Below are 20,671 nucleotides of genomic sequence, written 5' to 3'. Positions count from 1 at the left end.
AGAAGCAGGCATGAGCCCACCTCTACTTAGTATTCTTTCTCATTATAACCAAAGTCAGCCAAATCTAGCTTTTTATCACGCCAGTTTTTCTTGACCTTGACCCAAGTTTCTAGGAAAACCTTATCCCCTAGCATGAGTTCGATATCACGACGGGCCATGGTCCCAATTTTCTTGAGCATTGCGCCACCTTTTCCGATGACAATACCCTTTTGGCTATCGCGCTCAACCATGATGGTTGCCCGGATATGAACCTTGTCTGTCACTTCGTCCCGTTTCATAGAGTCAACTACTACTGCGACTGAGTGCGGAATCTCTTCGCGTGTTAAGTGGAGAACCTTCTCACGAATCATTTCTGAAACCAAGAAACGCTCAGGATGATCTGTGATTTGATCAGCTGGGAAATACTGGAAACCTTCCTCAAGATTTTCACTAAGGATGTCGATTAGACGAGAAACGTTATTCCCCTGAAGGGCTGAGATAGGGACAATCTCCTTAAAGTCCATCTGATTACGGAAATCATCAATCTGAGACAAAAGCTGGTCTGGATGAACCTTATCAATCTTGTTCACCACTAGAATAACAGGAACCTTGGCAGCCTTAAGACGCTCGATAATCATGTCGTCCCCCTTACCACGCGCTTCATCAGCAGGCACCATGAAAAGAACGGTGTCCACTTCACGAAGGGTGCTGTAGGCAGATTCCACCATGAAATCCCCAAGAGCCGTCTTAGGCTTGTGAATCCCCGGCGTGTCGATAAAGACGATTTGCTCCTTATCCGTGGTGTAAATCCCCATGATTTTATTGCGCGTTGTTTGCGCCTTGTCACTCATAATAGCAATCTTTTGCCCCATGACGTGATTCAAAAAGGTTGACTTCCCAACATTGGGACGTCCTAAAATGGCTACAAAGCCTGATTTAAATGTCATAATTTCCTCTTAGTGTTTAAAATAGTATATCCCAAATGCGTGGGAGAAAGATAAGTGCACCTGTCACTGCAGCAAAAAGAGAGACCACAAGCACGGCTCCTGCTGCCATGTCCTTGGCTTTCTTGGCCAACATAGAAAAGTGATAGTTGCTGGCCAAATCCACCACATTTTCGATAGCAGAGTTAATAATTTCAAAGGCTACTACCAAGAAAATGCTCATTAGGAGAAAGAGCCATTCGATTCGTGACACCTGAAAAACAAAACCTGCAAGGATAACCACAAGGGCTGTCACTGCATGTTTTCGCATATTGCGTTCTTCCTTGATCGCAGTCAGAATTCCTGTAAGGGCAAATTCTAAACTAGATACCAGGTCACGATTTTTCCATTTTCGTTTATTGTCTTGTGAGTCCATAGGCTGTCAAAATTTCTTCTTGTAAACCGAACATCTCCGCTTCTTCTTCCGGAGTGTAGTGATCATAGCCGTTAATGTGTAAAAAGCCGTGTACTGCCAAGAAGCCCATCTCACGCTCAAAGCTGTGACCGTATTCCTCAGCCTGCTCATGCGCTTTATCGATAGAGATGAACAATTCCCCAATGTAGGCATCAAACTCAGACATCATCTCTGCCAATTCTGGATTTTCAAGCAAATCCTCTTCGTCAAAGGCAATGTCCAACTCTGGCTTATACTCAAGGCTGATGACATCTGTCGGACGGTCCGTGTCACGGTACTCAAGGTTGAGTTCATGGCTACGCTCGTTGGTCACAAAAGTGACTGCCATTTCCTTGTCTTCTTTTCCTATTTTTTGGGCTGCAAATTCCAAAATTTCTTGGGTTTGTCGCAAGATTTCTTGTGAAACTTGACCAGTTTCATCTACCATTTCAATATACATGTACTTCTCGATTCTCTTTACTTGGCTTTATTATACCACATTTCCATGATTTTATTCTACCTTTTTGATATAATACTATGGAATACAATCACAAGGAGAGAACGATGTCATTTGACGGATTTTTTTTACACCACATGGTTGAGGAATTGCGAAGCGAGTTAGTCAATGGTCGCATTCAGAAAATCAATCAGCCTTTTGAACAAGAGTTAGTCTTGCAAATCCGCAGCAATCGCCAAAGTCATCGCCTGCTCCTCTCTGCCCATCCTGTTTTTGGTCGCATCCAGCTGACCCAAACAACTTTCGAAAATCCAGCCCAACCTTCTACTTTTATCATGGTTTTGAGAAAGTATTTGCAGGGTGCTCTGATTGAGTCAATTGAACAAATCGAAAATGACCGAATAGTGGAAATTACAGTTTCCAATAAAAATGAGATTGGGGACCATATCCAGGCTACCTTGATTATCGAGATCATGGGCAAACATAGCAATATTCTCCTCATAGATAAAAGTAGCCATAAAATCCTCGAAGTCATCAAACACGTTGGCTTTTCACAAAATAGCTACCGCACCTTACTTCCAGGATCGACCTATATCGCTCCACCAAGTACCGAGTCTCTCAATCCTTTTACTGTCAAGGATGAAAAGCTCTTTGAAATCCTACAAACCCAAGAACTGAAGGCAAAAAATCTTCAAAGCCTCTTTCAAGGTTTAGGACGCGATACAGCAAATGAATTAGAAAGTCTATTGGTCCATGATAAACTATCCACTTTCCGAAACTTCTTCGGGCAAGAAACCAAGCCTTACCTAACAGAGACTTCCTTCAGCCCAGTTCCTTTTGCAAATCATGTAGGAGAGCCTTTTGCCAGTCTTTCGGATCTCTTAGATACCTATTATAAGGATAAAGCCGAGCGCGACCGCGTTAAACAGCAAGCTAGCGAACTGATTCGTCGTGTTGAAAATGAACTTCAGAAAAATCGACATAAGCTAAAAAAACAAGAAAAAGAGTTACTAGCAACAGACAATGCTGAGGAATTTCGCCAAAAAGGAGAATTGCTGACAACCTTCCTCCACCAAGTGCCTAATGACCAAGACCAGGTTATCCTAGACAACTACTACACCAATCAGCCTATCACCATTGCTCTTGATAAGGCACTAACTCCCAGCCAGAATGCTCAACGCTATTTTAAACGTTACCAGAAACTCAAAGAAGCTGTCAAATACTTGACTGAGTTGATCGAAGAAACCAAGGCCACCATTCTTTATCTAGAAAGTGTCGAGACTGTGCTCAACCAAGCTGGACTAGAGGAAATCGCTGAAATCCGTGAAGAATTGATCCAAACAGGCTTCATTAGAAGACGCCAACGTGAGAAAATTCAGAAACGCAAAAAACCAGAACAGTATCTGGCGAGTGATAGCAAAACTATCATCTATGTCGGTCGAAACAACCTGCAAAATGAGGAATTGACCTTTAAAATGGCTCGTAAGGAGGAACTTTGGTTCCATGCCAAGGACATTCCTGGAAGTCATGTCGTCATCTCAGGAAATCTCAATCCTTCTGACGAAGTCAAGACAGACGCAGCCGAACTAGCAGCCTACTTTTCCAAAGGGCGCCTGTCAAATCTCGTGCAAGTGGATATGATTGAAGTGAAAAAACTCAACAAACCAACTGGTGGAAAACCTGGCTTTGTAACCTACACAGGACAAAAGACCCTCCGCGTTACACCAGACCCCAAAAAAATCGCATCTATGAAAAAATCCTAATTTCAAATGAAATCAGGATTTTCTTTTACATTTTACTCTGCAATCAAGGTTTCCAAACCAACCTTCATCATATCTGTGAAGGTATTTTGACGTTCTTCTGCAGTAGTGTCTTCATCTGGATTGACCAAGCTATCAGAAATGGTCATGATAGCAAGTGCATCGACGTGGTGTTGGGCAGCAAGATAGTAAAGGGCTGCTGCTTCCATTTCCACAGCTTTAACTCCCCATTTACCAAGCTCGATGTTCTTTTCAAAGTAGTTTGAGTAAAAGACATCTGATGACAAAACATTCCCAACGTGGGTGGTCATACCTTGTTCTTTGGCGATATGGTAGGCCTTGTCTAGCAAGTCAAAACTAGCGATTTGTGGGAAATCATACTGTGGCCAGTCGTTGCGGATGATGTTTGAGTTGGTTGCAGCAGCCTGTGCCAAAACCAATTCACGGACATGGACATCCTCGTTTAACGAACCAGCAGTTCCCACGCGGATCAATTTTTTCACACCATAGTCCACAATCAACTCACGTGCATAGATTGAAATAGATGGTATTCCCATCCCAGTTCCCATGACAGATACACGGTGACCCTTGTAAGTACCAGTGTAGCCAAACATGTTACGCACTTCGTTAAAACAAACAACACCTTCAAGGAAATTCTCCGCAATAAATTTCGCACGAAGAGGATCCCCCGGAAGAAGAATTTTATCAGCAATTTCACCCTGCTTAGCAGCAATATGGATAGACATAATATAAGATACCAAACCCGTCAAAAAGCAAAGGGAAAATAGGAGTTGGGCGCAGTGAGCGATGCTCACTAGACCAACTATCTTTTTCCCACTGCTTTTAGGGTGGGTTCAATTCCTTTCTTTCTTAATTTTGATGATAAATAGGAGAATAGCACGGGTTCAATTCAAACCCAAACTACCTACCTTTCAATGTTTTTAGAAAAGTTTTCCGCTCGTGTTCAAATCAGAACACCTTACTCTACCTTTCTTTTTGTATATTTAGGACAGCGACAGAGAACAAAGTAAAAATAGGAAACTGACGAAGCATCACAGATGCTAGACAGTTTATCTTTTTTACACAGTTCTCCGCCCGTATTCAGTTCAGCAAATACGGTTTACCCATCCTTTCTTTTATTGTTATGAAAAGTTTTTCGCTCGTGTTCAAATCAGAACACCTCGCTCTACCTTTCTTTATTCTAAATGTGATAGTCAAAAAGATACCAAACCCGTCAAAAATCGAAGGGAAAATAGGAGTTGGGTGCAGTGAGCGATGCTCGCTAGACCAACTATCTTTTTCCCACTGCTTTTAGGGTGGGTTCAATTCCTTTCTTTCTTAATTTTGATAATATAATATAGAGGAGAATAGCTCGGATTCAACTCAAACCCGAACTACCCTTCCTTTCAATGTTTTTAGAAAAGTTTTCCGCTCGTGTTCAAATCAGAACACACGTTCTACCTTTCTTTTTATAAACTTTAAAGAGGGAGTAGCATTTAAACACCTACTCCGCCTTTCTCATTTGCTATTTTATAGCAAGACAAACTCAGGAAAAAACTTGAATCCACCCTTTCTATGATTGATTATTAATTACAATTCAGCAAGAATAGCTTTAAGCAAACCTTTGAAGTCACCTTTGACACGTTCAGTCACTTCTACAACTTCCTCGTGGTTGAGTTCTTCTTGGAAACCAGCAGCATGGTTAGTGATACATGAAATTCCTAGAACTTTCAAGCCTGAGTGAGCGGCCACAATAACTTCAGGAACAGTGGACATACCAACTGCATCTGCTCCCAATGTCTTATAGGCACGAATCTCTGTAGGTGTTTCATAAGTCGGACCGGTTACACCGATATAGACACCTTCATCAAGCTTGATACCGAGTTTTTTAGCCACTTCATGGGCAGTAGCACGGTATTCTGGTGTGTAGGCTTTAGACATATCAGGGAACCGTGGACCAAAGTCATCCAAGTTTTCACCCATCAATGGATTTTGACCCGTCATATTGATATGGTCTGAGATAGCCATCAAAGTACCAGGACCGAATCCAATACCGCCAGCTGCATTGGTTACAATGACACCTTCACATCCGAGAACTTTCATCACACGTACTGGGAAAGTCACGACTTCCAGAGGATTTCCTTCGTAGAAATGGAAGCGACCTTGAAGAGCTAAGACCTTGCGCCCTGAAAGTTCACCATATACCAATTTACCAGCGTGACCGACTACTGTTGAGCGGCCCCAGTTTGGAATGTCTGCGTAGTCTACTACAACTGGATTTTCGATTTCCTCTGCCAATTCTCCAAGTCCTGATCCAAGGATTAGACCGAACTCAGGTGCTTGGATTCCCTTTTCTTTCAGGAAAGCAGCTGTTTCCTTGATCTTATCTAAAAATGTCATTGTGTGTCTCCTTTATTATTTTTTAGCATTTGACCGATTTTGTCAAAGGTTTTTGCGTTGCGAATGGTGATGTTGCGATAGAAAGGCATCTTGAGCAAGTACTTGTGATAGGCAGTTGCATAGTAGGATTCTTCAGAGAATTTCCCCCAGAAAATCCCAAGTCTTCCAAAATGAACAATTTCATCTTCCAGTTCCAAACTGTCCACTTTCTCGATGACTCGAGCCACATCCAAGCCCTCCGTGTAAAAGAGGACATCTTTTCGAGCTAGGTCTTTGGTCCACCAATCTGGCAGATCTTCAAGTTCCGCTTCAAAGTCCTCTAGACTCAGCAAAGAAAAGCTCTGGATAAATGGATAATGGACTTCAAAGAAAGCCTCTAACTTTTCAACCAATTGGGCTTTGGCATCTGTTGAAGTAAAGAAAATGTTGCCACTGTTGATGTAGGTTTCAACCTTTCCCAGTCCCAACTCTGTCAATTCTTGACGAAGCTCCGCCATGACAACCTTATTCTTCCCACCGACATTAATACCTCGAACCAGTAAAGCATACCGCGTCATCTTATACCAATTTATCTAAGAAACTTTCACCAATCATGGCAGTTTCAACACCAAAGTTATCCGCAACTGTCGCTGAGATATCTGCAAAATGTCCGACTGGAATGACACCATTTCCTTTAAAGGCAGGGCTATAGGCCAACAATGGAATATATTCACGAGTGTGGTCAGTTCCTGCATAGGTTGGGTCATTTCCATGGTCAGCAGTAATCAAAAGAAGATCATTCTCTCTCATGGCTGCGATAATTTCAGGCAAGCGTTCATCAAACTCATGCAAGCAATCACGGTAGCCATGAGCATTGCGACGGTGGCCATAAAGGGCATCAAAGTCAACCAAGTTTGTGAATGAGAATCCTTTTTCAAATTCAGCAAGTCCCATAGTCTTCAAGAGTGTATCAATTCCATGGCTGTTTGACTTGTTGTGGCCCATATCATGGTTGATACCCGCACCGTTAAAGATATCGTTAATTTTACCAACAGCATAAGTATCGATGCCAGCTTCGTTCAATTTATCCAAAACAGTTGGTGCAAATGGGGAAACGGCCAAGTCACGACGGTTAGCTGTACGAGTGAAGCTACCTGGTTCACCAACATATGGACGAGCAATGATACGACCTAGAAGAGCAGGACGTTCAAGTGTAATCGAACGAGCGTATTCACAGATACGGTACAATTCATCCAAAGGAATGATGTCTTCGTGGGCAGCAATTTGCAAAACAGGGTCAGCTGAAGTATAGATAATCAACTCCCCAGTTTCCATCTGACGTGGTCCAAAATCATCGATAACAGCTGTTCCTGAGTAAGGTTTGTTAGCTTCACGAATGACCTTGCGTCCTGAAAATTCTTCGATTTTTGTCAAGATTTCTTCTGGGAATCCGTTCCAGAAAGTATCGAAAGGCTCGGTAATGTTGAGTCCCATGATTTCCCAGTGACCCGTCATAGTATCCTTACCAAGTGATACTTCTTCCAATTTTGTTGCATAACCTGTTGGATTGCTTTCAGCTGGTACAGTCTTAAGAGGAGTTTCACGAGGAATATTTCCTAGGCCGATTTTAGCCATGTTTGGTACATTCAAACCAACTGTTTTTGAAATGTGTCCCAGTGTGTCAGAAGCTCCATCTGGAACCCCTGCATTGACAAAGTTATTGGCATCTGGCGCAGCACCAATTCCCACAGAATCCAGTACCACCAAGTGAATACGATTAAATTTTGACATAGTCTGTCTCCTTATTATTTTGATTAGTTTGCTTTTGTTGAAGTTAAAATCTGAACACCATTTCGTCCCGCTACGATGACCTTATCCACCATTTGGTTGAACAAGCCATGCTCTACGACACCAACGACATGGTCCAATTCTTGCCCGAAGGCAATTGGATCTTCAATGACATCCAAGGCTAGGTCAATGATAAAGTTCTGCATATCGGTCACAAAACGTTGGCCGTCTTTTTCACGGAAACTTGGTTTGTAGCCAGCTCGCTCAAAACGACGAAAAACCTGTTCTGCGCCATACTGAACCACTTCTACTGGCAATTTAAAAGCACCTAGTTTCTCGACCAGTTTGCTTTCATCCACCACCCAAACATATTCTTTTGAGGGCGTTGCGACAACCTTCTCCATCAGAAGGGCACCACCACCACCTTTGATTCCGTTAAACTGGCTATCTACTTCATCCGCCCCGTCAACCGTCACATCGACAACATCTACTTGATCAATCGACTTAAGCGGAATGTTAAGTCCTTCAGCCTGTTTACTGGTCACACTAGAAGTCGTTACAGCAGTAATCTGCAAACCCTCTTCCTTAATCCGACGACCTACTTCCTCTACGAAATAGTAGGCAGTAGAACCAGTTCCCAGACCGACTACCATACCATCCTTGACAAACTCAGCAGCCTTGATACCTGCCATCTTTTTCAGATTCTCCACTTAAATACCTCCAATAAAGAGCTACTTTCATTATAACATGTATCCGTTTTTATTTCATGAATACACTTGAAAAACCCGAACATTTTTATTTCGGGTTTTGGTGTCCTATTTAACCATATCAGGATCGTAATCATAGAATCCTGTGTCGAGGAATCGGTTTTTAGGGTGTAACTTGCGCACTTCCTCATCCAGCAAGAAGGCTTGGTCATGGCTGAAATTCCCCTCTTGGATCAAGCTACGCGCTTGAATAAAGAGTTTAGCAATTTCTACAAAGTTTTGTCCTGGTGTGTAGATCCCCTCTAGCTTCCAGTGAGTGAAACCATGCTCCACCAATTCTGTCAATTTGGTCATCAAATCAAGGTCATTGTTGGCAAAGATGTGGGTACCATGATTGTCTTCAAAGATAGAGTAATGGCTTTCTGGGTCACTCGGTTCTGCCAAGAAAAGATCACGTTTGCGTGTCTTTTCATCATCGATATGCGTGAAGTTATAGTAGTTTTGCAAGAGCGGACGCTTAGAATGGTGAATGACACTAGCTCCGTAAACCAACACTTCAGCAGGAATTTCCAAAATCTCAGGCATCTTGAATAGCTCAGCAGATGGAATTTCACGTGCCAAGACAGCCTCAGATGCGCCAGCCTTTTGACCCCAGAAGTTAATCTGACGGCTACTTGTCACCATGGTTGAAGCATCGTAGATGGTCTTAAAGGAATAGCCATCGCGATTGACCACGTAAAAGACACCTGCATCTCCAACAGTGATGTAGTCTGTCTTGATTTCTTCCAAAAAATCTAAGAAAGGCTTGATACGGTCCATCATATCTTGGTGCATGAGGGCATTAACCGCAACGATCAACTCTTTACCTGCATCATGAACGAGCTTAGCGATGGTGCGTAACTCTTCATAACTAAAGGTCGTTGGCAGACGAAGGCCAAAATCTTTCTCACCGACATAGATACGGTCTACGCCAGCTTCAAGTAACTGTCCAACTTGTTCAATACTTTCAGCAGTTGCTGTAACAATAATCTTTTCCATAAGGAAAATTATACCACATTTCTCAAAAATCAGCTATCCTTTCTAAATGAAAAGGTACTTTATTCTTTTTGTAATCTTTCTGTAATGATTCTCTGCATAAAAAATGATAAAATAGTTATGTACTGTTAAGGAGAGAATCATGCCCGCAAGAAAACTAGAAGCTTATGAGTTTGAACAAGCTCCCGAATCGAATCAAACTCCGCTTTATCAAGATTATACACCTGAAGCCCCAGTCAGCTCTGGTTTAAAAGAAATTTTATTTTTTGTCAATATCGCTTGTTTCTGTATTTTCACAGCAATCTTTAGCTTTATCTTTTTAGCTATGAAATTGAATACAGCACTATCATTTATCGTTGCAATGGGTCTTAGTTTTGCCCTTCTACAACTTCAACGAAAGATTATGAAACGAAAAATTTCAAAATAAAGGTTGGTAGTAGTGCCAACCTCTTTTCAGTTTACTTAAAAAGACAGTTTTAAAAACTGCCTTTTTTATTTATTCCTACGTTTGGGAGGAGATTGGATAGCGATTTTAACTTCAAAAATTGTTCCTCTAGGCTGGTTATCTTTGACGCTAATCGTTCCTCGTAAGGCATCTACGATCTGCTTGGCCAAAGATAGCCCAAGGCCAAAGCCACCTTTCTGACGGGTTCTTGCCTTGTCTACACGGTAGAAACGATCAAAGATTTTCTTTTTATCGGTAGCAGAGATCCCAATCCCATTATCCGTTACTGTTAGATAGAGATGGCGATCCGTAGCATAGACCACAAACTCAATCTTTCCATCTCCTTCAGTATACTTAATGGCATTATCAAACAAGATAGTCATGAGCTGTTTTAGGAGCAACTGATCTGTCATGAAGGGACGATAAATCCGATTTTCATACTCAAAAATGCGATCATTTTCAGAAGCAATCAACTCATAGTTAGCAAAGGTTGTCTTAAAAAACTGTGGTGATACTTCTGCTATTTCAGGCTTGATTCCATCATCTCGACGTGCTAGATTGAGAAGATTGGTTGTAAGGAAACGCATGTTGCGGACTTCTTCAAGACTAGAAGCAATGCTTTCGCTGGACTCCATAATCGTTGCTTCTGGTTTTCGAAAGAGAGTCTCTAAACGATTTTGTAAAACAGCCAAAGGCGTTCTCAGTTCGTGGCTCGCATTTTCAACAAAGGACTTCTGCTTTTGCATGCTTTCCAATAAAGGTTTGACACTGACACGGGCTAGGTAAACACTAGCGATTAACGACAGGAGCCAGAAACTAGCCATGACTACTACGATTAAATGCTCATGGTTTTGGCTGATTTGCTCAAGCTGGCTGGTATTGATTAAAACCGCCGCATATTTGACGTTGCTTGAAACAGTGGACGAATTTGTTTCCATCAAGATCATTCGGTAGGTTTCTTCCTGACCGTAGCTATTGACAACTTGGATTTGGCGAATGTGATTCAACTCTTTCTTGTCCAGCTTGATCTTATCCAAACCTAAAAAACGATTGCCCAGTAAGAGTTGGTTAAAATCCTTGTCAAAGAGCAAGACTTCAGTATTGGAACTAACATTTGGTTTGATTTCAGCCTTGCTGGCATCCGAAGTTGCGGGTTGGATGTCCTTGACCTCCTCAGTTGCCCGATTCAGTGCTAACTGGATAACCGCTTGGGGACTACCACTAAGAGCTTGGAGTTTTTCATCTACAGAAGTATAGAGACTCGAGTGCATGACCTGGAGGATAATCAAGGTCATAGCAGAGAAGATCAAGGTGAACACTCCAAAGTTTCGAATGAAATAGCTGAAATCATCCGCATACCATGTTTTTTTAAGTTTATTGAACATCTTTTAAAATATACCCGACACTACGTAAGGTTTGAAGATTTTCAGCAAAGGCTGTTCCCTTCAATTTCTTACGAACTTTTGAGACATAGACTTCTACAACGGAAATCGTCGTATCGCTATCAAATCCCCATAGACGGTCAAAAATTTGTGTCTTGGGAAGAATAACATTTTGATTTTGAAGGAAGTAAACCAACAACTCAAACTCTTTTCCGAGCAGTTCCACAGGAGTATCTTCCACTTTTACTTCATTCGTTGAAAGATTGACGACAATATCCCCGTAGGTCAAGGTGTTTTCGTTAAACTTGCCTGAACGTTTGAGAAGGGCTTGGATCCGCATTTTGAGTTCTTCTAGGTAGAAAGGTTTGGTGAGGTAGTCATCCGCTCCCAGTTCAAATCCATGTCCCTTGTCATCTAAACTTTCCTTGGCAGTCATGATCAGGACTGGTGTTGAGATCCCTTTTTCACGCAATTCTTTCAAGACTTGGAAGCCATTTTTTTCAGGCAACATCAGGTCAAGCAAAATCAAGTCATAGACACCACTTTCAGCTTCGTAGAGACCTTCTTCTCCATCAAAGACCTGCATGACATCTGCAAAATCATCTAAAAAGTCAAATACTGAGTTTGACAGGCCTAGGTCATCTTCTACTAATAAGATTTTTATCATCAGAAACTCCTCCTTATTATGATTATTATACCAAAATTGCCTTAAAAAAAACTCAACTCTCCCTTGTTTTCAGATAGAAAGTTGAGTTTTTGTTTACATTTCGAATGAATTAAGCTTTAGCATATTGGGCTACAACAGCTTCTACTGCTGCTTTCTCACGCTTAATCAAGTCAACACGCGCTGCGATATCCTTGATCCCCATGCGGATGTTACGGCTGAGAGCAAGGTCAGAAAGTTGTGGCTCAAAGAATTCTTTGTATTCCGCCAAGCGTTGCTCAGTTTTAAAGATGTGTGATGGGAAGATGACAAAGCTATCAAAGCTCATATCTCCACCAAGAGCGGCTTTGATCCAATCCCAGTTTTCACGCGCCCATACCCAAACAGTTTCTTGAGTTGTTTGATGAGCTAGGAACTGGTAATACCAAGCAGACAAGTCTTGTGGTTTCACCACAAATTTATCCTTCCATGAACGAATCAAGGTTTGGATATTGTCAGCATCTGTACTGTATGCAAGAGCTCCTGCCAACTGGCGTTTGAAAACAGCATCTGTGGCATGAGTGTAGAGGTCCAGATAAGCTGCAACCAAGTCCTTGGTCTCATGGTGTTTCATTTCATTGATGAGAACTTGAGCACGGATGGCTGCTGGAAGTCCTGCAAGATTCTCCTTGTGAGCTGCAAAGATTTGGCTAGCAACTTGACTAGCTGCTGCATCATTGGATCGAATCATCATGGAAACGGCCAACTGACGAACCAATTCATCCTCATCTGACTCCCCGTCTTTGGCTTCAAAGCCAAGACGGTCATAGTTGTGATGAGCCAATTTAGCAACCAGAGTGTTAAAGGCTTTCTCAGTTTCTGTTCCTTCATCGATAAAGCGCTCAAGGGCAGAAATCACTTGAGAAACAGCTGATACCACAAGGTAAGACTCTTCCTTAGCAAGTTTATCAAGGACTGGGAGCAAGTCCGCATAAGAAATGTGCCCTGCTTCAGCAAGCAGACGGCGCTCTTGAACGATTTGCAGTTTACTTGTGTTATCAAGTGTCTCTAGCTCAGCAAGAACGGCATCTAACAAGTCTCCTTGATAGTCTGTAATGTAGTGAGCCGTATTTTCCGTGTTAAGGCGAAGCGCTCCTTTGTTTTCAGCAAGAAGAGCTGCATAGCCAGAAATTTCGATACTTTCAGTTTCAAGTGTATCTGGCAAGCCTTTCCAGTTGCTGTTGAGTGGTACCACCCAGAGACGGTTCTTGTCTTCGTGTTCCCCGATAAAGAATTGTTTTTGGGAAATCTTCAAGGCGTCATTTTCAACTTTGACAGTGAGAACTGGATAACCAGGTTGTTCCAACCAAGAATCCATGAAGGCTGCAACATCACGACCTGATGCTTGACCAAGGGCATTCCAAAGGTCACGACCGATGGTGTTGCTGTACTGGTGTTTTTCAAAGTAAGCATGCAAACCTTTAGCAAAATCAGCATCACCTAACCAACGACGAAGCATGTGCATGAGACGGCTTCCTTTGGCATAAACGATAGCGCCATCAAAGAGGGTATTGATTTCATCAGGGTGTTTGACTTCGACATGGACAGACTGAACACCATCCGTTGCATCGCGTTTAAGCGCCGCTGGAACGCCACCTGTTTGGAAGTCCTCAAAGATATTCCAACTTGGCTCGATGGCATCCACACAGACGTATTCCATCATGTTGGCAAAACTTTCATTGAGCCAGAGGTCATCCCACCATTTCATGGTAACCAGGTTTCCAAACCATTGGTGGGCAAGCTCGTGGGCAATAACAAGAGCCACTTGTTGGCGGCTAGCAAAGGTTGAGTTCTCATCCACAATCAAGTAAACTTCACGGTAGGTCACCAGACCCCAGTTTTCCATGGCACCTGCTGAGAAGTCAGGAAGGGCGATGTGAAGCGATTGAGGGATTGGGTACTTAACTCCGTAGTAATCTTCGTAAAACTCGATTGAGCGAACGGCGATGTCCAGTGAGAAATCAAGGTTAGATAATGGGTGGGCTTTGGTTGAGTAGACACCTACAAGGGTACCGTTTTTAGTTTTAGCTGTTACTCCTTGCAAATCACCTGCAACAAAGGCCAACAAGTAAGAAGACATGCGAGGTGTTGTTTCAAACTTCCAGATGCCTGTTTCCTTACGATTTTCAACATCAATTTCTGGCATGTTTGAAAGAGCGACTTCACCTTCTGCTTGGTCAAAACGTAAAGCGAGGTCAAAAGTTGCCTTGGCTTCAGGCTCATCCACACATGGAAAGGCTTCGCGCGCAAAGTGGCTTTCGAACTGGGTAGACAAAACCTCCTTCTTGACACCATCCACTGTGTAGTATGAAGGGTAAATCCCTGTCATGTTGTCGGTGATTTTTCCTGAAAAAGCAATAATCAATTCAACTTGACCAGCTGTTGCTAGTTTGATATGAAGGGCTTCATTGTCATGATCCACTGTAAAAGGACGAGCTTGACCAGCAACTTCTACTGAGGCAATTTCCAAGTCCTTTTGGTGAAGGGAAATACGCTCAGACTTAGCTTGACCCGTAACTGTCACCTTTCCAGAAAAGGTCTTGGTCTCACGACTCAAGTCCAAAAATAAATCATAATGTTGGGGCGCAAATTGGTTCACAAAATGTTCAACTGCTTGCATTCTTTTCTCCTATTCTAAGTTTAAGAGCTGCTGCTCTTCTTCAAACAAACTTATTATATCATGTTTTGATTAAGAAAAAAGGATTGGACGGTGATTTCCAAAACTTTCTTCCTTATAGCAGTCTACAGTGGGTAGACCTTTCGAAATTCTTCCAAAACAACTTTGCTGTCTGGTGTAAAAGTCAGGCCTGCTTCATTCAGACAGTCGGCGAAAAAGTCCTCATGAACCTGGCGCCAATAGGCTAAAGATTTGTCTCCCTCACCTTCCTTATAGGCATGGTCAGCAGAAACTTGATGAAAGGGCTGAACGGAAACCTTTGTAATTTCGACAATGCAGACAGTCTGATTTTGACTGTCTAAAATGACATCAAAGGTCCCTTCTTGCGGAAGGGGTTCGCCCTCTAGTGCATAGAGATCGTAAGCTGATGCTGTTGCAGCCTTTTCGCCTTTTAAAACCAAATCTGCTAAAAGGTCTGGCTCCACTCCAAAAGCCCAAGCGTCTATCTCATCTCCAATAGAGGGATTGATTTGCTTGTAGTCATTCCACATTTCTTGAGGTGTCATGGGTTGCTCCTTTGTAATTTTTTACTTACTTCTTTTACACGTTTGAGGTGGTCTGGATGGTCAATCTCTAAATTAAAAATCTCTGGAATAGAACTGTAGTGGATAATGCATTTGATACCCATCTGATTCATTTTTTGTATGAAAGAATCATTCAGATAGCCTGCTACAGCAAAGTCAATCTTTTTCATCCTTGCTTTATCCTGCATCTGTCTTAGCATATCTAATATTATTGGACTTTCCATATCATGCCATTGACTATTTCTCACAGTCGCAAAAACAAAGGAAGTCAAATCATTCATTCCAACTACAATCTTTGAAATGCCTGTTTCCAATATCCTGTCCAAGTCGAAATACGCTGACGGTAACTCAATCATCGTGGCAATTTTTCCAATGAAACCATGCTGACGTAATACTGTAATAGCTTGCTTTAACTGCTCAGCATCATTGACAAAAGGAAAAATAACAGACAGATTGGGATTGGTTTGATAAACTTCTGTAACGACATGTGCCTCGGCTTGAAATTCATCCGGACACGCCAATAAACGCCTAGTTCCTCTATATCCAAACAAGGGATGTTTTTCATCAAAACACTCTTTAGTTCCCTCTAAACAATTCGCTTCTGTATTCGTTAATTCTGAAAAACGATACCAGACTTCTTCATCTGAGTACAAGGAGCAAATGGTGTCTAGATAATCTTTTACAAATTGCGGACAACTTGGTAACAGGATGTTTTGATTGAGCTCTCTTAGCAAGTATTCCCCACGAATCATACCAACATGATGCAAAATTTGTTGGTAAACTTTTTCAGTGATTTTCTCGCCACTAAGGGCTAGCTGGTTTTGCATGTCCATTCACCTCGCCTTAAAAGATACAACATCAGATATTATTATATGAAACTTTCCTCTAGTTCAAAAGCTTCATAAGGTCCAACTAACTCATATCCTAAAAATTCTGCTATTTTTTTGGAAGCTTCGTTATGAGCATCCCAAAGTGGAAACATATCTCTATTTAAACTTTCTAGAATCATTGTAGCACCAAGCTTTTTAGCAAATCCATTTCCTTGTTCGTTTGGTCTAGTTGCAACTTCCACTTCAACTGCTCCACGGTAAACTAACCCTGAAGAAATCCCAGCAATCAGTTCATTATTTTTAAGAATCACAAAGCCAAATCCACCTTTTAAAATAAAATCCTGATAAGACTCAAAATTCCCCTGTAAATCTTGTGACCATTCTTCCTCAGAAAAGCAGTTATAAATATGATTATCAATAGGCACAATATTGTAACCTTCCTCCAAATGAGTAACTAGATCATTTAGAAATTCAACTTGAAAATTTGCCTTATCTTTAAAAGAATAGCGAGTAAAAGAATTTAGCCCCACTTTCCGATGCAGAAAATCTTGCCAATTGATATTTTCTGAAATAATAATCTTATAATCTAAACCATATTTTCTAACAAAATCTTCCCAAAATCTGGAATCCAACTCCCCTGCTAGGTATAGAAAATTCCCAACATCATAAAAGCTTGTTGTCCTATCACTGTTTCGGTAGACAGTCCCGATTTGAGATTTAAGACCATAGAGAACCATATTTTTCTTCCATGTTTTAAATAGTTCCATTATCCCCCTACTTCACCTTCCAATTTCTATAGCTTGTCATATCTAATTCTGGAAATCCTAGTAACTCTGCCTTAACCTGCAACACTAAAGGAGAAGCATTTTCTGTAGTAATTTCTTCCAAATTCAACCAAAGTACATTTGCTGAATCATTACTTCCATCAAGAACCTCCCGAGAAATTGAATTTTGAGAGTGTTCAAAATCGAGTACTATATCATAAAAAGCCATGATATGATGTACTGCAAAGTCTTGCCCATCTTCTTGAACCAGCACATCATAAATCCTAGGATTAGCGTAACCCCTAAGCTTATATCCCGTCTCTTCCATAACTTCTCTAATCAGCGTTTCCGTCAATCCTTCGCCAAGTTGCTGACTACCACCGGGTAGATCATACCGATGTTGATAAGGGCCTCTCGTTTTTTCAATGCAGAGTAACTTCCCGTTTTCAAAGCAAACAGCATAGACTCCAAAGTGTTTTTTGATTTCCATCAGTTCCTCCTACTTCAAAGACCAACCACCATCCACTGTCAGAATTTGTCCTTGCATGGCGCTCGCCTTTTCACTTGCTAAGAAAAGGCTAATCTCTGCTACTTCCTCTGGCTCAATCCAGCGCTTGATTGGCGTTTCACTAGCCACCCAGTCAGCTAAGCCATCTGGTTCAAAGTCGGCAGCGGTCATAGCTGTCTTAACAGCTCCTGGAGCGATACCAAAGACCTGAATTCCAGCTTCAGCATAGTCTAGGGCCAACTGCTTGGTAAAGCCGGAAAGAGCATGTTTTGAGGAAGTATAAGCGTGTCCCCCGCCTCCTGCTAGACTAGAGGCAATAGAACACATATTGATAATGATGCCTTTTTTATTTTCCAGCATTTGCGTCAAATAATAGCGAGTCAACTCTACAGGAGTCACATAGTTAATCTCAAAAATCTCTTGAATTTCTTGTTCTGTCTGTTCCAAAAGCGGTTTGTAAGCATCCAAAACTCCTGCAGTATTACACAAAACATCCACCTGAGGACACCAGTCAAAAATCGGCTCCAAGTCCAAGGTCAAATCTCTCTGTAAAAAGTGGAAATCACCCTGTAAAAGTGGATTTTCGCCTTGGTCAACTCCATAAACTTGATAGCCACTCTCTAAAAAGAGGCGAGCTTGAGCCAAACCGATCCCTGAACTCACTCCTGTAATGAGTACACATTTAGTCATGCACTTCTACCCAATCCGTCGCTAAAACATCACAAGGTGTCGGGCTCCACATGGAAAAACCTTCCCCTTCTCCAGACACGTTGATGAGGAAATAGGGCGTCACTTCAAGTGCAACCCCGTTTTGTTCGATAGTGTCAAAGAGCTGGACATAGTTTTCAGCCCCTCCCCAACCAGTTCGTACATATTTTTTCTTAGCCTTTAACCCAGGCAGAATTTCTTCAAATGTCATGACTGTCTCCTTTGTTGTCTACTTTTTTTATTATAACAAAAAATCGACAACCAATCTATCATGGTTCCCGATTTTGTTCTTCCCTAGTCTTTTCCGCCAAGTTTACCATTGATATTCATCATGATGCTGGCTATCTTCTCACCCCAGTATGGATCAGAAGCATAGCGAACATTCATTCCAGTTGCTTTGTTTCCAAGGTGGTCTCTGCCATAGTCAATGTAATTTTCACGAATCCACTTAGCCGCGCCGAGGATCCCCTTATCCACATCATCAAATTTCTTGGCTGAGGTATATGGGCTCGAATCATAAGCCGCAATTCCAAAGAAATTATTCTTATCCTTGGCAATCTGGCTCCGTCCCCAAGCACTCTCAAGTGCACTATGAGCCATTAAGTAAAGAGCATTTACACCATAGCGTTCCTCAGCTTCCTTAAAAACAGCTCCCTTACCAGCGAGGCGACTATCCCGAATATTCATCAAAGAATAAATTTTATCCAATTCAGCTGCGCTGTAATTACTTGGCTTGGTCAAATTTCTAAAGAGGAAAGGATTTTCAATGGTAAAGCCATCAAAATGAATTCCATCAGTTGAATAATATTTCTTACCAATGGTCATAGCTAAGCTATGTGGCGCAACACGAAGACTCACATAAGGTGATAACTCATGGTAAAAATACTTGCCATCACTTGTATAATGAGGGACAAATTCACTGTCTTTATCAATAGCTACTAAATCACTTTTATTCATGAAGCCGGATAAACCAGAAATATTGACTGGCATTTGACTATCTTTTTTAGATTGTGCATCTCCAAGTGAGACGATAGTTCCTTTGGATACATAACTCAATCTTTCACCAGAAGCGCTATAAACATAAGCAGTAATTGGCTTCACTTTGTAATATTTTGCCTCTGATATCCACTTCCCATTATTCTGGAAGGAATACTCTTTACCTTTGATCGTAAAAGTACCTGTTACGTATCGACCATCATCTTTTAGATAGTACCAAGCATCGTAATCTTTGTCAAAAATCCATTCATTTTTGGCCATATAGCCACCTGATTTAAGGTAGTATGAACCAATCCATTCACGTGAAGCATAGGCCCCACCTGACTTCAAGTAGAACCAGCTATTGTAGGATTTATCAAAAATCCACTCTTTTTCCGCCATAGCGCCACTATCTTTCAGAAAGTAGCCACTTTTCCACTGGCTACTTGCCATCACACCATCGCTATTGAAATAGTACCATGTTCCTTTGATTTTTTCCCATTTATTGCGAGAAATCTTGCCCGAAGCTGTAGCATAGTACCACTTGTCAGATATTTTCACCCAAGCATTTTCTGCCATGGCACCACTACCTTGGAAGAGATAGTCATTATAGATGATGCGACTAAGCATGACACCATCTTTATCAAAGTAATACCAAGAACCTTCAATCTTTTCCCATTTGTCGCGAGAAATTTTGCCTGAAGCTGTAGCATAGTACCACTTGTCAGATATTTTCACCCAAGCATTTTCTGCCATTGCGCCACTGCCTTGGAAGAGATAGTCATTATAGATGGTGCGACTAAGCATGATTCCGTTTTTATCAAAATAGTACCAGCTACCTTCAATATTTTCCCATTTGTCGCGAGAAATCTTTCCTGAAGCTGTTGCATAGTACCACTTGTCAGATATTTTCACCCAAGCATTTTCTGCCATTGTGCCATTACCTTGGATAAGGTAACCATCAATTATAGTATTACTGAGCATAATACCGTTTTTGTCAAAGTAATACCAAGTACCACTAATTTTTTTCCAGTTTACGACAGGCTGGTTATTTTCATAAAAACGCCAGTTTCCTTGCTCTTTTTTCCAACCTTCCTTGATAACTTCCTCTTTTTTTTCCTTTTTGGATGAGTCATCTTTAGAAGAATTTTCCTCTTTTACAGCTGGCTCTTTCTTCGTCTCGACTTTAGGAACTTCTTTCTTGGGAACAGCTTCTTCTTTTTTCTCGACTAGATCTGTGGTCTGAGTTTTTTTCGTAATCTGAGATTCTTCAGCATGTACAGATGTCTTTGCAAATCCTGCCATAGAAAGAACGACAGTACTTGCAAGTAGTATCTTCTTCATTTTATTCTCCTCAGTAGAAAACGATCTACACTATTACTATTTTATAAAACCTATTGTAACATAGTTGACTAACGGAAATATTACAAATTGATGAAGATTCTATGTCTTGTTGACGATAAGGAAGACCTAGTTTACCTCAGACTGGCTTTAACTTCTCGACGGAGATCTTCCAAGCTACTAATGCCATATTTATCCATGACTTTTGGTAAATGTTCGATGATATCGGGACAGGCATAAGGATTGGTAAAGTTAGCTGTCCCAACTCCGATGGCAGAGGCACCAGCCAGATACATTTCTAAAGCAGCTTCAGCCGAATCCACTCCCCCACT

The 20,671-nt window shown here is 41.5% G+C and carries 21 protein-coding genes and 1 pseudogene; 2 read left to right on the top strand and 20 right to left on the bottom strand.

Annotation, left to right across the window (positions count from 1 at the left end):
* Positions 1 to 26: 26 nt before the first annotated feature.
* The 3 genes from era to ybeY are packed head-to-tail and all read right to left on the bottom strand — an operon-like array spanning position 27 to position 1,816.
* Positions 27 to 926 (bottom strand): GTPase Era, encoded by a 900-nt coding sequence (gene era, locus SORDD05_RS01030; RefSeq protein ID WP_061416693.1) that lies wholly within the window; start codon positions 924 to 926, stop codon positions 27 to 29.
* 16 nt (positions 927 to 942) lie between these two features.
* Positions 943 to 1,338 carry a diacylglycerol kinase family protein gene (locus tag SORDD05_RS01025; RefSeq protein ID WP_061416687.1) on the bottom strand — a complete coding sequence of 132 codons (396 nt, stop codon included), beginning with the start codon at positions 1,336 to 1,338 and terminating at the stop codon, positions 943 to 945.
* On the bottom strand, positions 1,319 to 1,816 hold the full coding sequence (ybeY, locus tag SORDD05_RS01020; RefSeq protein ID WP_061416684.1) for an rRNA maturation RNase YbeY: 498 nt from the start codon (positions 1,814 to 1,816) through the stop codon (positions 1,319 to 1,321). The genes SORDD05_RS01025 and ybeY overlap by 20 nt, the downstream gene beginning before the upstream one ends.
* A 104-nt stretch (positions 1,817 to 1,920) precedes the next feature.
* On the opposite strand from ybeY, the gene pavA reads away from it, so the two are divergent.
* Complete coding sequence (gene pavA, locus SORDD05_RS01015) at positions 1,921 to 3,576, top strand: Rqc2 family fibronectin-binding protein PavA (RefSeq protein WP_061416682.1); 1,656 nt, start codon at positions 1,921 to 1,923, stop codon at positions 3,574 to 3,576.
* Positions 3,577 to 3,608: 32 nt separating this feature from the next.
* Here the strand turns inward: pavA and deoD are convergent, their stop codons facing one another.
* The 6 genes from deoD to SORDD05_RS00985 form a co-directional block, all read right to left on the bottom strand.
* The gene (deoD, locus tag SORDD05_RS01010) at positions 3,609 to 4,319 is read right to left on the bottom strand and encodes a purine-nucleoside phosphorylase (RefSeq protein ID WP_061416680.1); all 711 of its coding nucleotides are present in this window, start codon (positions 4,317 to 4,319) and stop codon (positions 3,609 to 3,611) included.
* A gap of 844 nt (positions 4,320 to 5,163) precedes the next feature.
* A complete protein-coding gene (locus SORDD05_RS01005) occupies positions 5,164 to 5,973 on the bottom strand; it encodes a purine-nucleoside phosphorylase (RefSeq protein ID WP_061416678.1) in 810 nt (269 codons plus the stop codon).
* Positions 5,970 to 6,530 carry a DUF1697 domain-containing protein gene (locus tag SORDD05_RS01000; RefSeq protein WP_061416675.1) on the bottom strand — a complete coding sequence of 187 codons (561 nt, stop codon included), beginning with the start codon at positions 6,528 to 6,530 and terminating at the stop codon, positions 5,970 to 5,972. The genes SORDD05_RS01005 and SORDD05_RS01000 overlap by 4 nt, the downstream gene beginning before the upstream one ends.
* A gap of 1 nt (position 6,531) precedes the next feature.
* Entirely contained in the window at positions 6,532 to 7,743 is a 1,212-nt protein-coding gene (locus SORDD05_RS00995) for a phosphopentomutase (protein WP_061416673.1), read from the bottom strand.
* A 23-nt stretch (positions 7,744 to 7,766) separates the two neighbouring features.
* A complete protein-coding gene (rpiA, locus tag SORDD05_RS00990) occupies positions 7,767 to 8,450 on the bottom strand; it encodes a ribose-5-phosphate isomerase RpiA (RefSeq protein ID WP_061416672.1) in 684 nt (227 codons plus the stop codon).
* Between the two features lie 105 nt (positions 8,451 to 8,555).
* A complete protein-coding gene (locus tag SORDD05_RS00985) occupies positions 8,556 to 9,485 on the bottom strand; it encodes a peptidase U32 family protein (RefSeq protein WP_061416670.1) in 930 nt (309 codons plus the stop codon).
* A gap of 139 nt (positions 9,486 to 9,624) precedes the next feature.
* On the opposite strand from SORDD05_RS00985, the gene SORDD05_RS00980 reads away from it, so the two are divergent.
* A complete protein-coding gene (locus SORDD05_RS00980) occupies positions 9,625 to 9,909 on the top strand; it encodes a DUF3270 domain-containing protein (RefSeq protein ID WP_061416668.1) in 285 nt (94 codons plus the stop codon).
* 65 nt (positions 9,910 to 9,974) lie between these two features.
* Here the strand turns inward: SORDD05_RS00980 and SORDD05_RS00975 are convergent, their stop codons facing one another.
* From SORDD05_RS00975 to SORDD05_RS00925, 11 genes and pseudogenes are all read right to left on the bottom strand, one after another.
* The gene (locus tag SORDD05_RS00975) at positions 9,975 to 11,312 is read right to left on the bottom strand and encodes a sensor histidine kinase (RefSeq protein WP_061416666.1); all 1,338 of its coding nucleotides are present in this window, start codon (positions 11,310 to 11,312) and stop codon (positions 9,975 to 9,977) included.
* A complete protein-coding gene (ciaR, locus tag SORDD05_RS00970) occupies positions 11,302 to 11,976 on the bottom strand; it encodes a two-component system response regulator CiaR (protein WP_061416663.1) in 675 nt (224 codons plus the stop codon). Before ciaR ends, SORDD05_RS00975 begins: the two co-directional genes overlap by 11 nt.
* Before the next feature lie 109 nt (positions 11,977 to 12,085).
* A complete protein-coding gene (locus SORDD05_RS00965; RefSeq protein WP_061416661.1) occupies positions 12,086 to 14,632 on the bottom strand; it encodes a M1 family metallopeptidase in 2,547 nt (848 codons plus the stop codon).
* A gap of 122 nt (positions 14,633 to 14,754) precedes the next feature.
* Positions 14,755 to 15,195 (bottom strand): ASCH domain-containing protein, encoded by a 441-nt coding sequence (locus SORDD05_RS00960; protein WP_061416660.1) that lies wholly within the window; start codon positions 15,193 to 15,195, stop codon positions 14,755 to 14,757.
* The gene (locus SORDD05_RS00955) at positions 15,192 to 16,040 is read right to left on the bottom strand and encodes a putative PEP-binding protein (protein ID WP_061416658.1); all 849 of its coding nucleotides are present in this window, start codon (positions 16,038 to 16,040) and stop codon (positions 15,192 to 15,194) included. Before SORDD05_RS00955 ends, SORDD05_RS00960 begins: the two co-directional genes overlap by 4 nt.
* Before the next feature lie 41 nt (positions 16,041 to 16,081).
* Positions 16,082 to 16,810, bottom strand: coding sequence for a GNAT family N-acetyltransferase (locus SORDD05_RS00950; RefSeq protein ID WP_061416655.1), 729 nt, complete (start codon positions 16,808 to 16,810; stop codon positions 16,082 to 16,084).
* A gap of 7 nt (positions 16,811 to 16,817) precedes the next feature.
* Positions 16,818 to 17,297 carry an NUDIX hydrolase gene (locus SORDD05_RS00945; RefSeq protein ID WP_061416653.1) on the bottom strand — a complete coding sequence of 160 codons (480 nt, stop codon included), beginning with the start codon at positions 17,295 to 17,297 and terminating at the stop codon, positions 16,818 to 16,820.
* Between the two features lie 9 nt (positions 17,298 to 17,306).
* Positions 17,307 to 18,005: a 3-oxoacyl-ACP reductase gene (locus tag SORDD05_RS00940; protein WP_061416651.1), complete on the bottom strand. Its 699-nt coding sequence runs from the start codon at positions 18,003 to 18,005 to the stop codon at positions 17,307 to 17,309.
* Positions 17,998 to 18,234 (bottom strand): DUF2829 domain-containing protein, encoded by a 237-nt coding sequence (locus SORDD05_RS00935; RefSeq protein WP_000141913.1) that lies wholly within the window; start codon positions 18,232 to 18,234, stop codon positions 17,998 to 18,000. Before SORDD05_RS00935 ends, SORDD05_RS00940 begins: the two co-directional genes overlap by 8 nt.
* Before the next feature lie 83 nt (positions 18,235 to 18,317).
* Entirely contained in the window at positions 18,318 to 20,342 is a 2,025-nt protein-coding gene (locus tag SORDD05_RS00930) for a glucosaminidase domain-containing protein (RefSeq protein WP_061416649.1), read from the bottom strand.
* A 131-nt stretch (positions 20,343 to 20,473) separates the two neighbouring features.
* Positions 20,474 to 20,671, bottom strand: a pseudogene (locus SORDD05_RS00925) (dihydroorotate dehydrogenase catalytic subunit); the annotation flags it as partial.

It is taken from the genome of Streptococcus oralis, assembly GCF_001578705.1.
Lineage (GTDB): Bacteria > Bacillota > Bacilli > Lactobacillales > Streptococcaceae > Streptococcus > Streptococcus oralis_J.
This window is presented reverse-complemented; position numbering and strand designations above follow the sequence as displayed.

Excerpts from the sequence above, each read along its gene's own strand:
- SORDD05_RS00955 (WP_061416658.1), bottom strand. The coding sequence starts at position 16,040 with ATGCAAAACCAGCTAGCCCTTAGTGGCGAGAAAATCACTGAAAAAGTT.
- SORDD05_RS01005 (WP_061416678.1), bottom strand. The coding sequence starts at position 5,973 with ATGACATTTTTAGATAAGATCAAGGAAACAGCTGCTTTCCTGAAAGAA.
- era (WP_061416693.1), bottom strand. The coding sequence starts at position 926 with ATGACATTTAAATCAGGCTTTGTAGCCATTTTAGGACGTCCCAATGTT.
- SORDD05_RS00930 (WP_061416649.1), bottom strand. The coding sequence starts at position 20,342 with ATGAAGAAGATACTACTTGCAAGTACTGTCGTTCTTTCTATGGCAGGA.
- SORDD05_RS00950 (WP_061416655.1), bottom strand. The coding sequence starts at position 16,810 with ATGGAACTATTTAAAACATGGAAGAAAAATATGGTTCTCTATGGTCTT.
- SORDD05_RS00935 (WP_000141913.1), bottom strand. The coding sequence starts at position 18,234 with ATGACATTTGAAGAAATTCTGCCTGGGTTAAAGGCTAAGAAAAAATAT.
- pavA (WP_061416682.1), top strand. The coding sequence starts at position 1,921 with ATGTCATTTGACGGATTTTTTTTACACCACATGGTTGAGGAATTGCGA.
- SORDD05_RS00945 (WP_061416653.1), bottom strand. The coding sequence starts at position 17,297 with ATGGAAATCAAAAAACACTTTGGAGTCTATGCTGTTTGCTTTGAAAAC.
- deoD (WP_061416680.1), bottom strand. The coding sequence starts at position 4,319 with ATGTCTATCCATATTGCTGCTAAGCAGGGTGAAATTGCTGATAAAATT.
- SORDD05_RS00975 (WP_061416666.1), bottom strand. The coding sequence starts at position 11,312 with ATGTTCAATAAACTTAAAAAAACATGGTATGCGGATGATTTCAGCTAT.
- ybeY (WP_061416684.1), bottom strand. The coding sequence starts at position 1,816 with ATGTATATTGAAATGGTAGATGAAACTGGTCAAGTTTCACAAGAAATC.
- SORDD05_RS00940 (WP_061416651.1), bottom strand. The coding sequence starts at position 18,005 with ATGACTAAATGTGTACTCATTACAGGAGTGAGTTCAGGGATCGGTTTG.
- SORDD05_RS00985 (WP_061416670.1), bottom strand. The coding sequence starts at position 9,485 with ATGGAAAAGATTATTGTTACAGCAACTGCTGAAAGTATTGAACAAGTT.
- SORDD05_RS00965 (WP_061416661.1), bottom strand. The coding sequence starts at position 14,632 with ATGCAAGCAGTTGAACATTTTGTGAACCAATTTGCGCCCCAACATTAT.
- SORDD05_RS00995 (WP_061416673.1), bottom strand. The coding sequence starts at position 7,743 with ATGTCAAAATTTAATCGTATTCACTTGGTGGTACTGGATTCTGTGGGA.
- ciaR (WP_061416663.1), bottom strand. The coding sequence starts at position 11,976 with ATGATAAAAATCTTATTAGTAGAAGATGACCTAGGCCTGTCAAACTCA.
- SORDD05_RS01000 (WP_061416675.1), bottom strand. The coding sequence starts at position 6,530 with ATGACGCGGTATGCTTTACTGGTTCGAGGTATTAATGTCGGTGGGAAG.
- SORDD05_RS00960 (WP_061416660.1), bottom strand. The coding sequence starts at position 15,195 with ATGACACCTCAAGAAATGTGGAATGACTACAAGCAAATCAATCCCTCT.
- SORDD05_RS01025 (WP_061416687.1), bottom strand. The coding sequence starts at position 1,338 with ATGGACTCACAAGACAATAAACGAAAATGGAAAAATCGTGACCTGGTA.
- SORDD05_RS00980 (WP_061416668.1), top strand. The coding sequence starts at position 9,625 with ATGCCCGCAAGAAAACTAGAAGCTTATGAGTTTGAACAAGCTCCCGAA.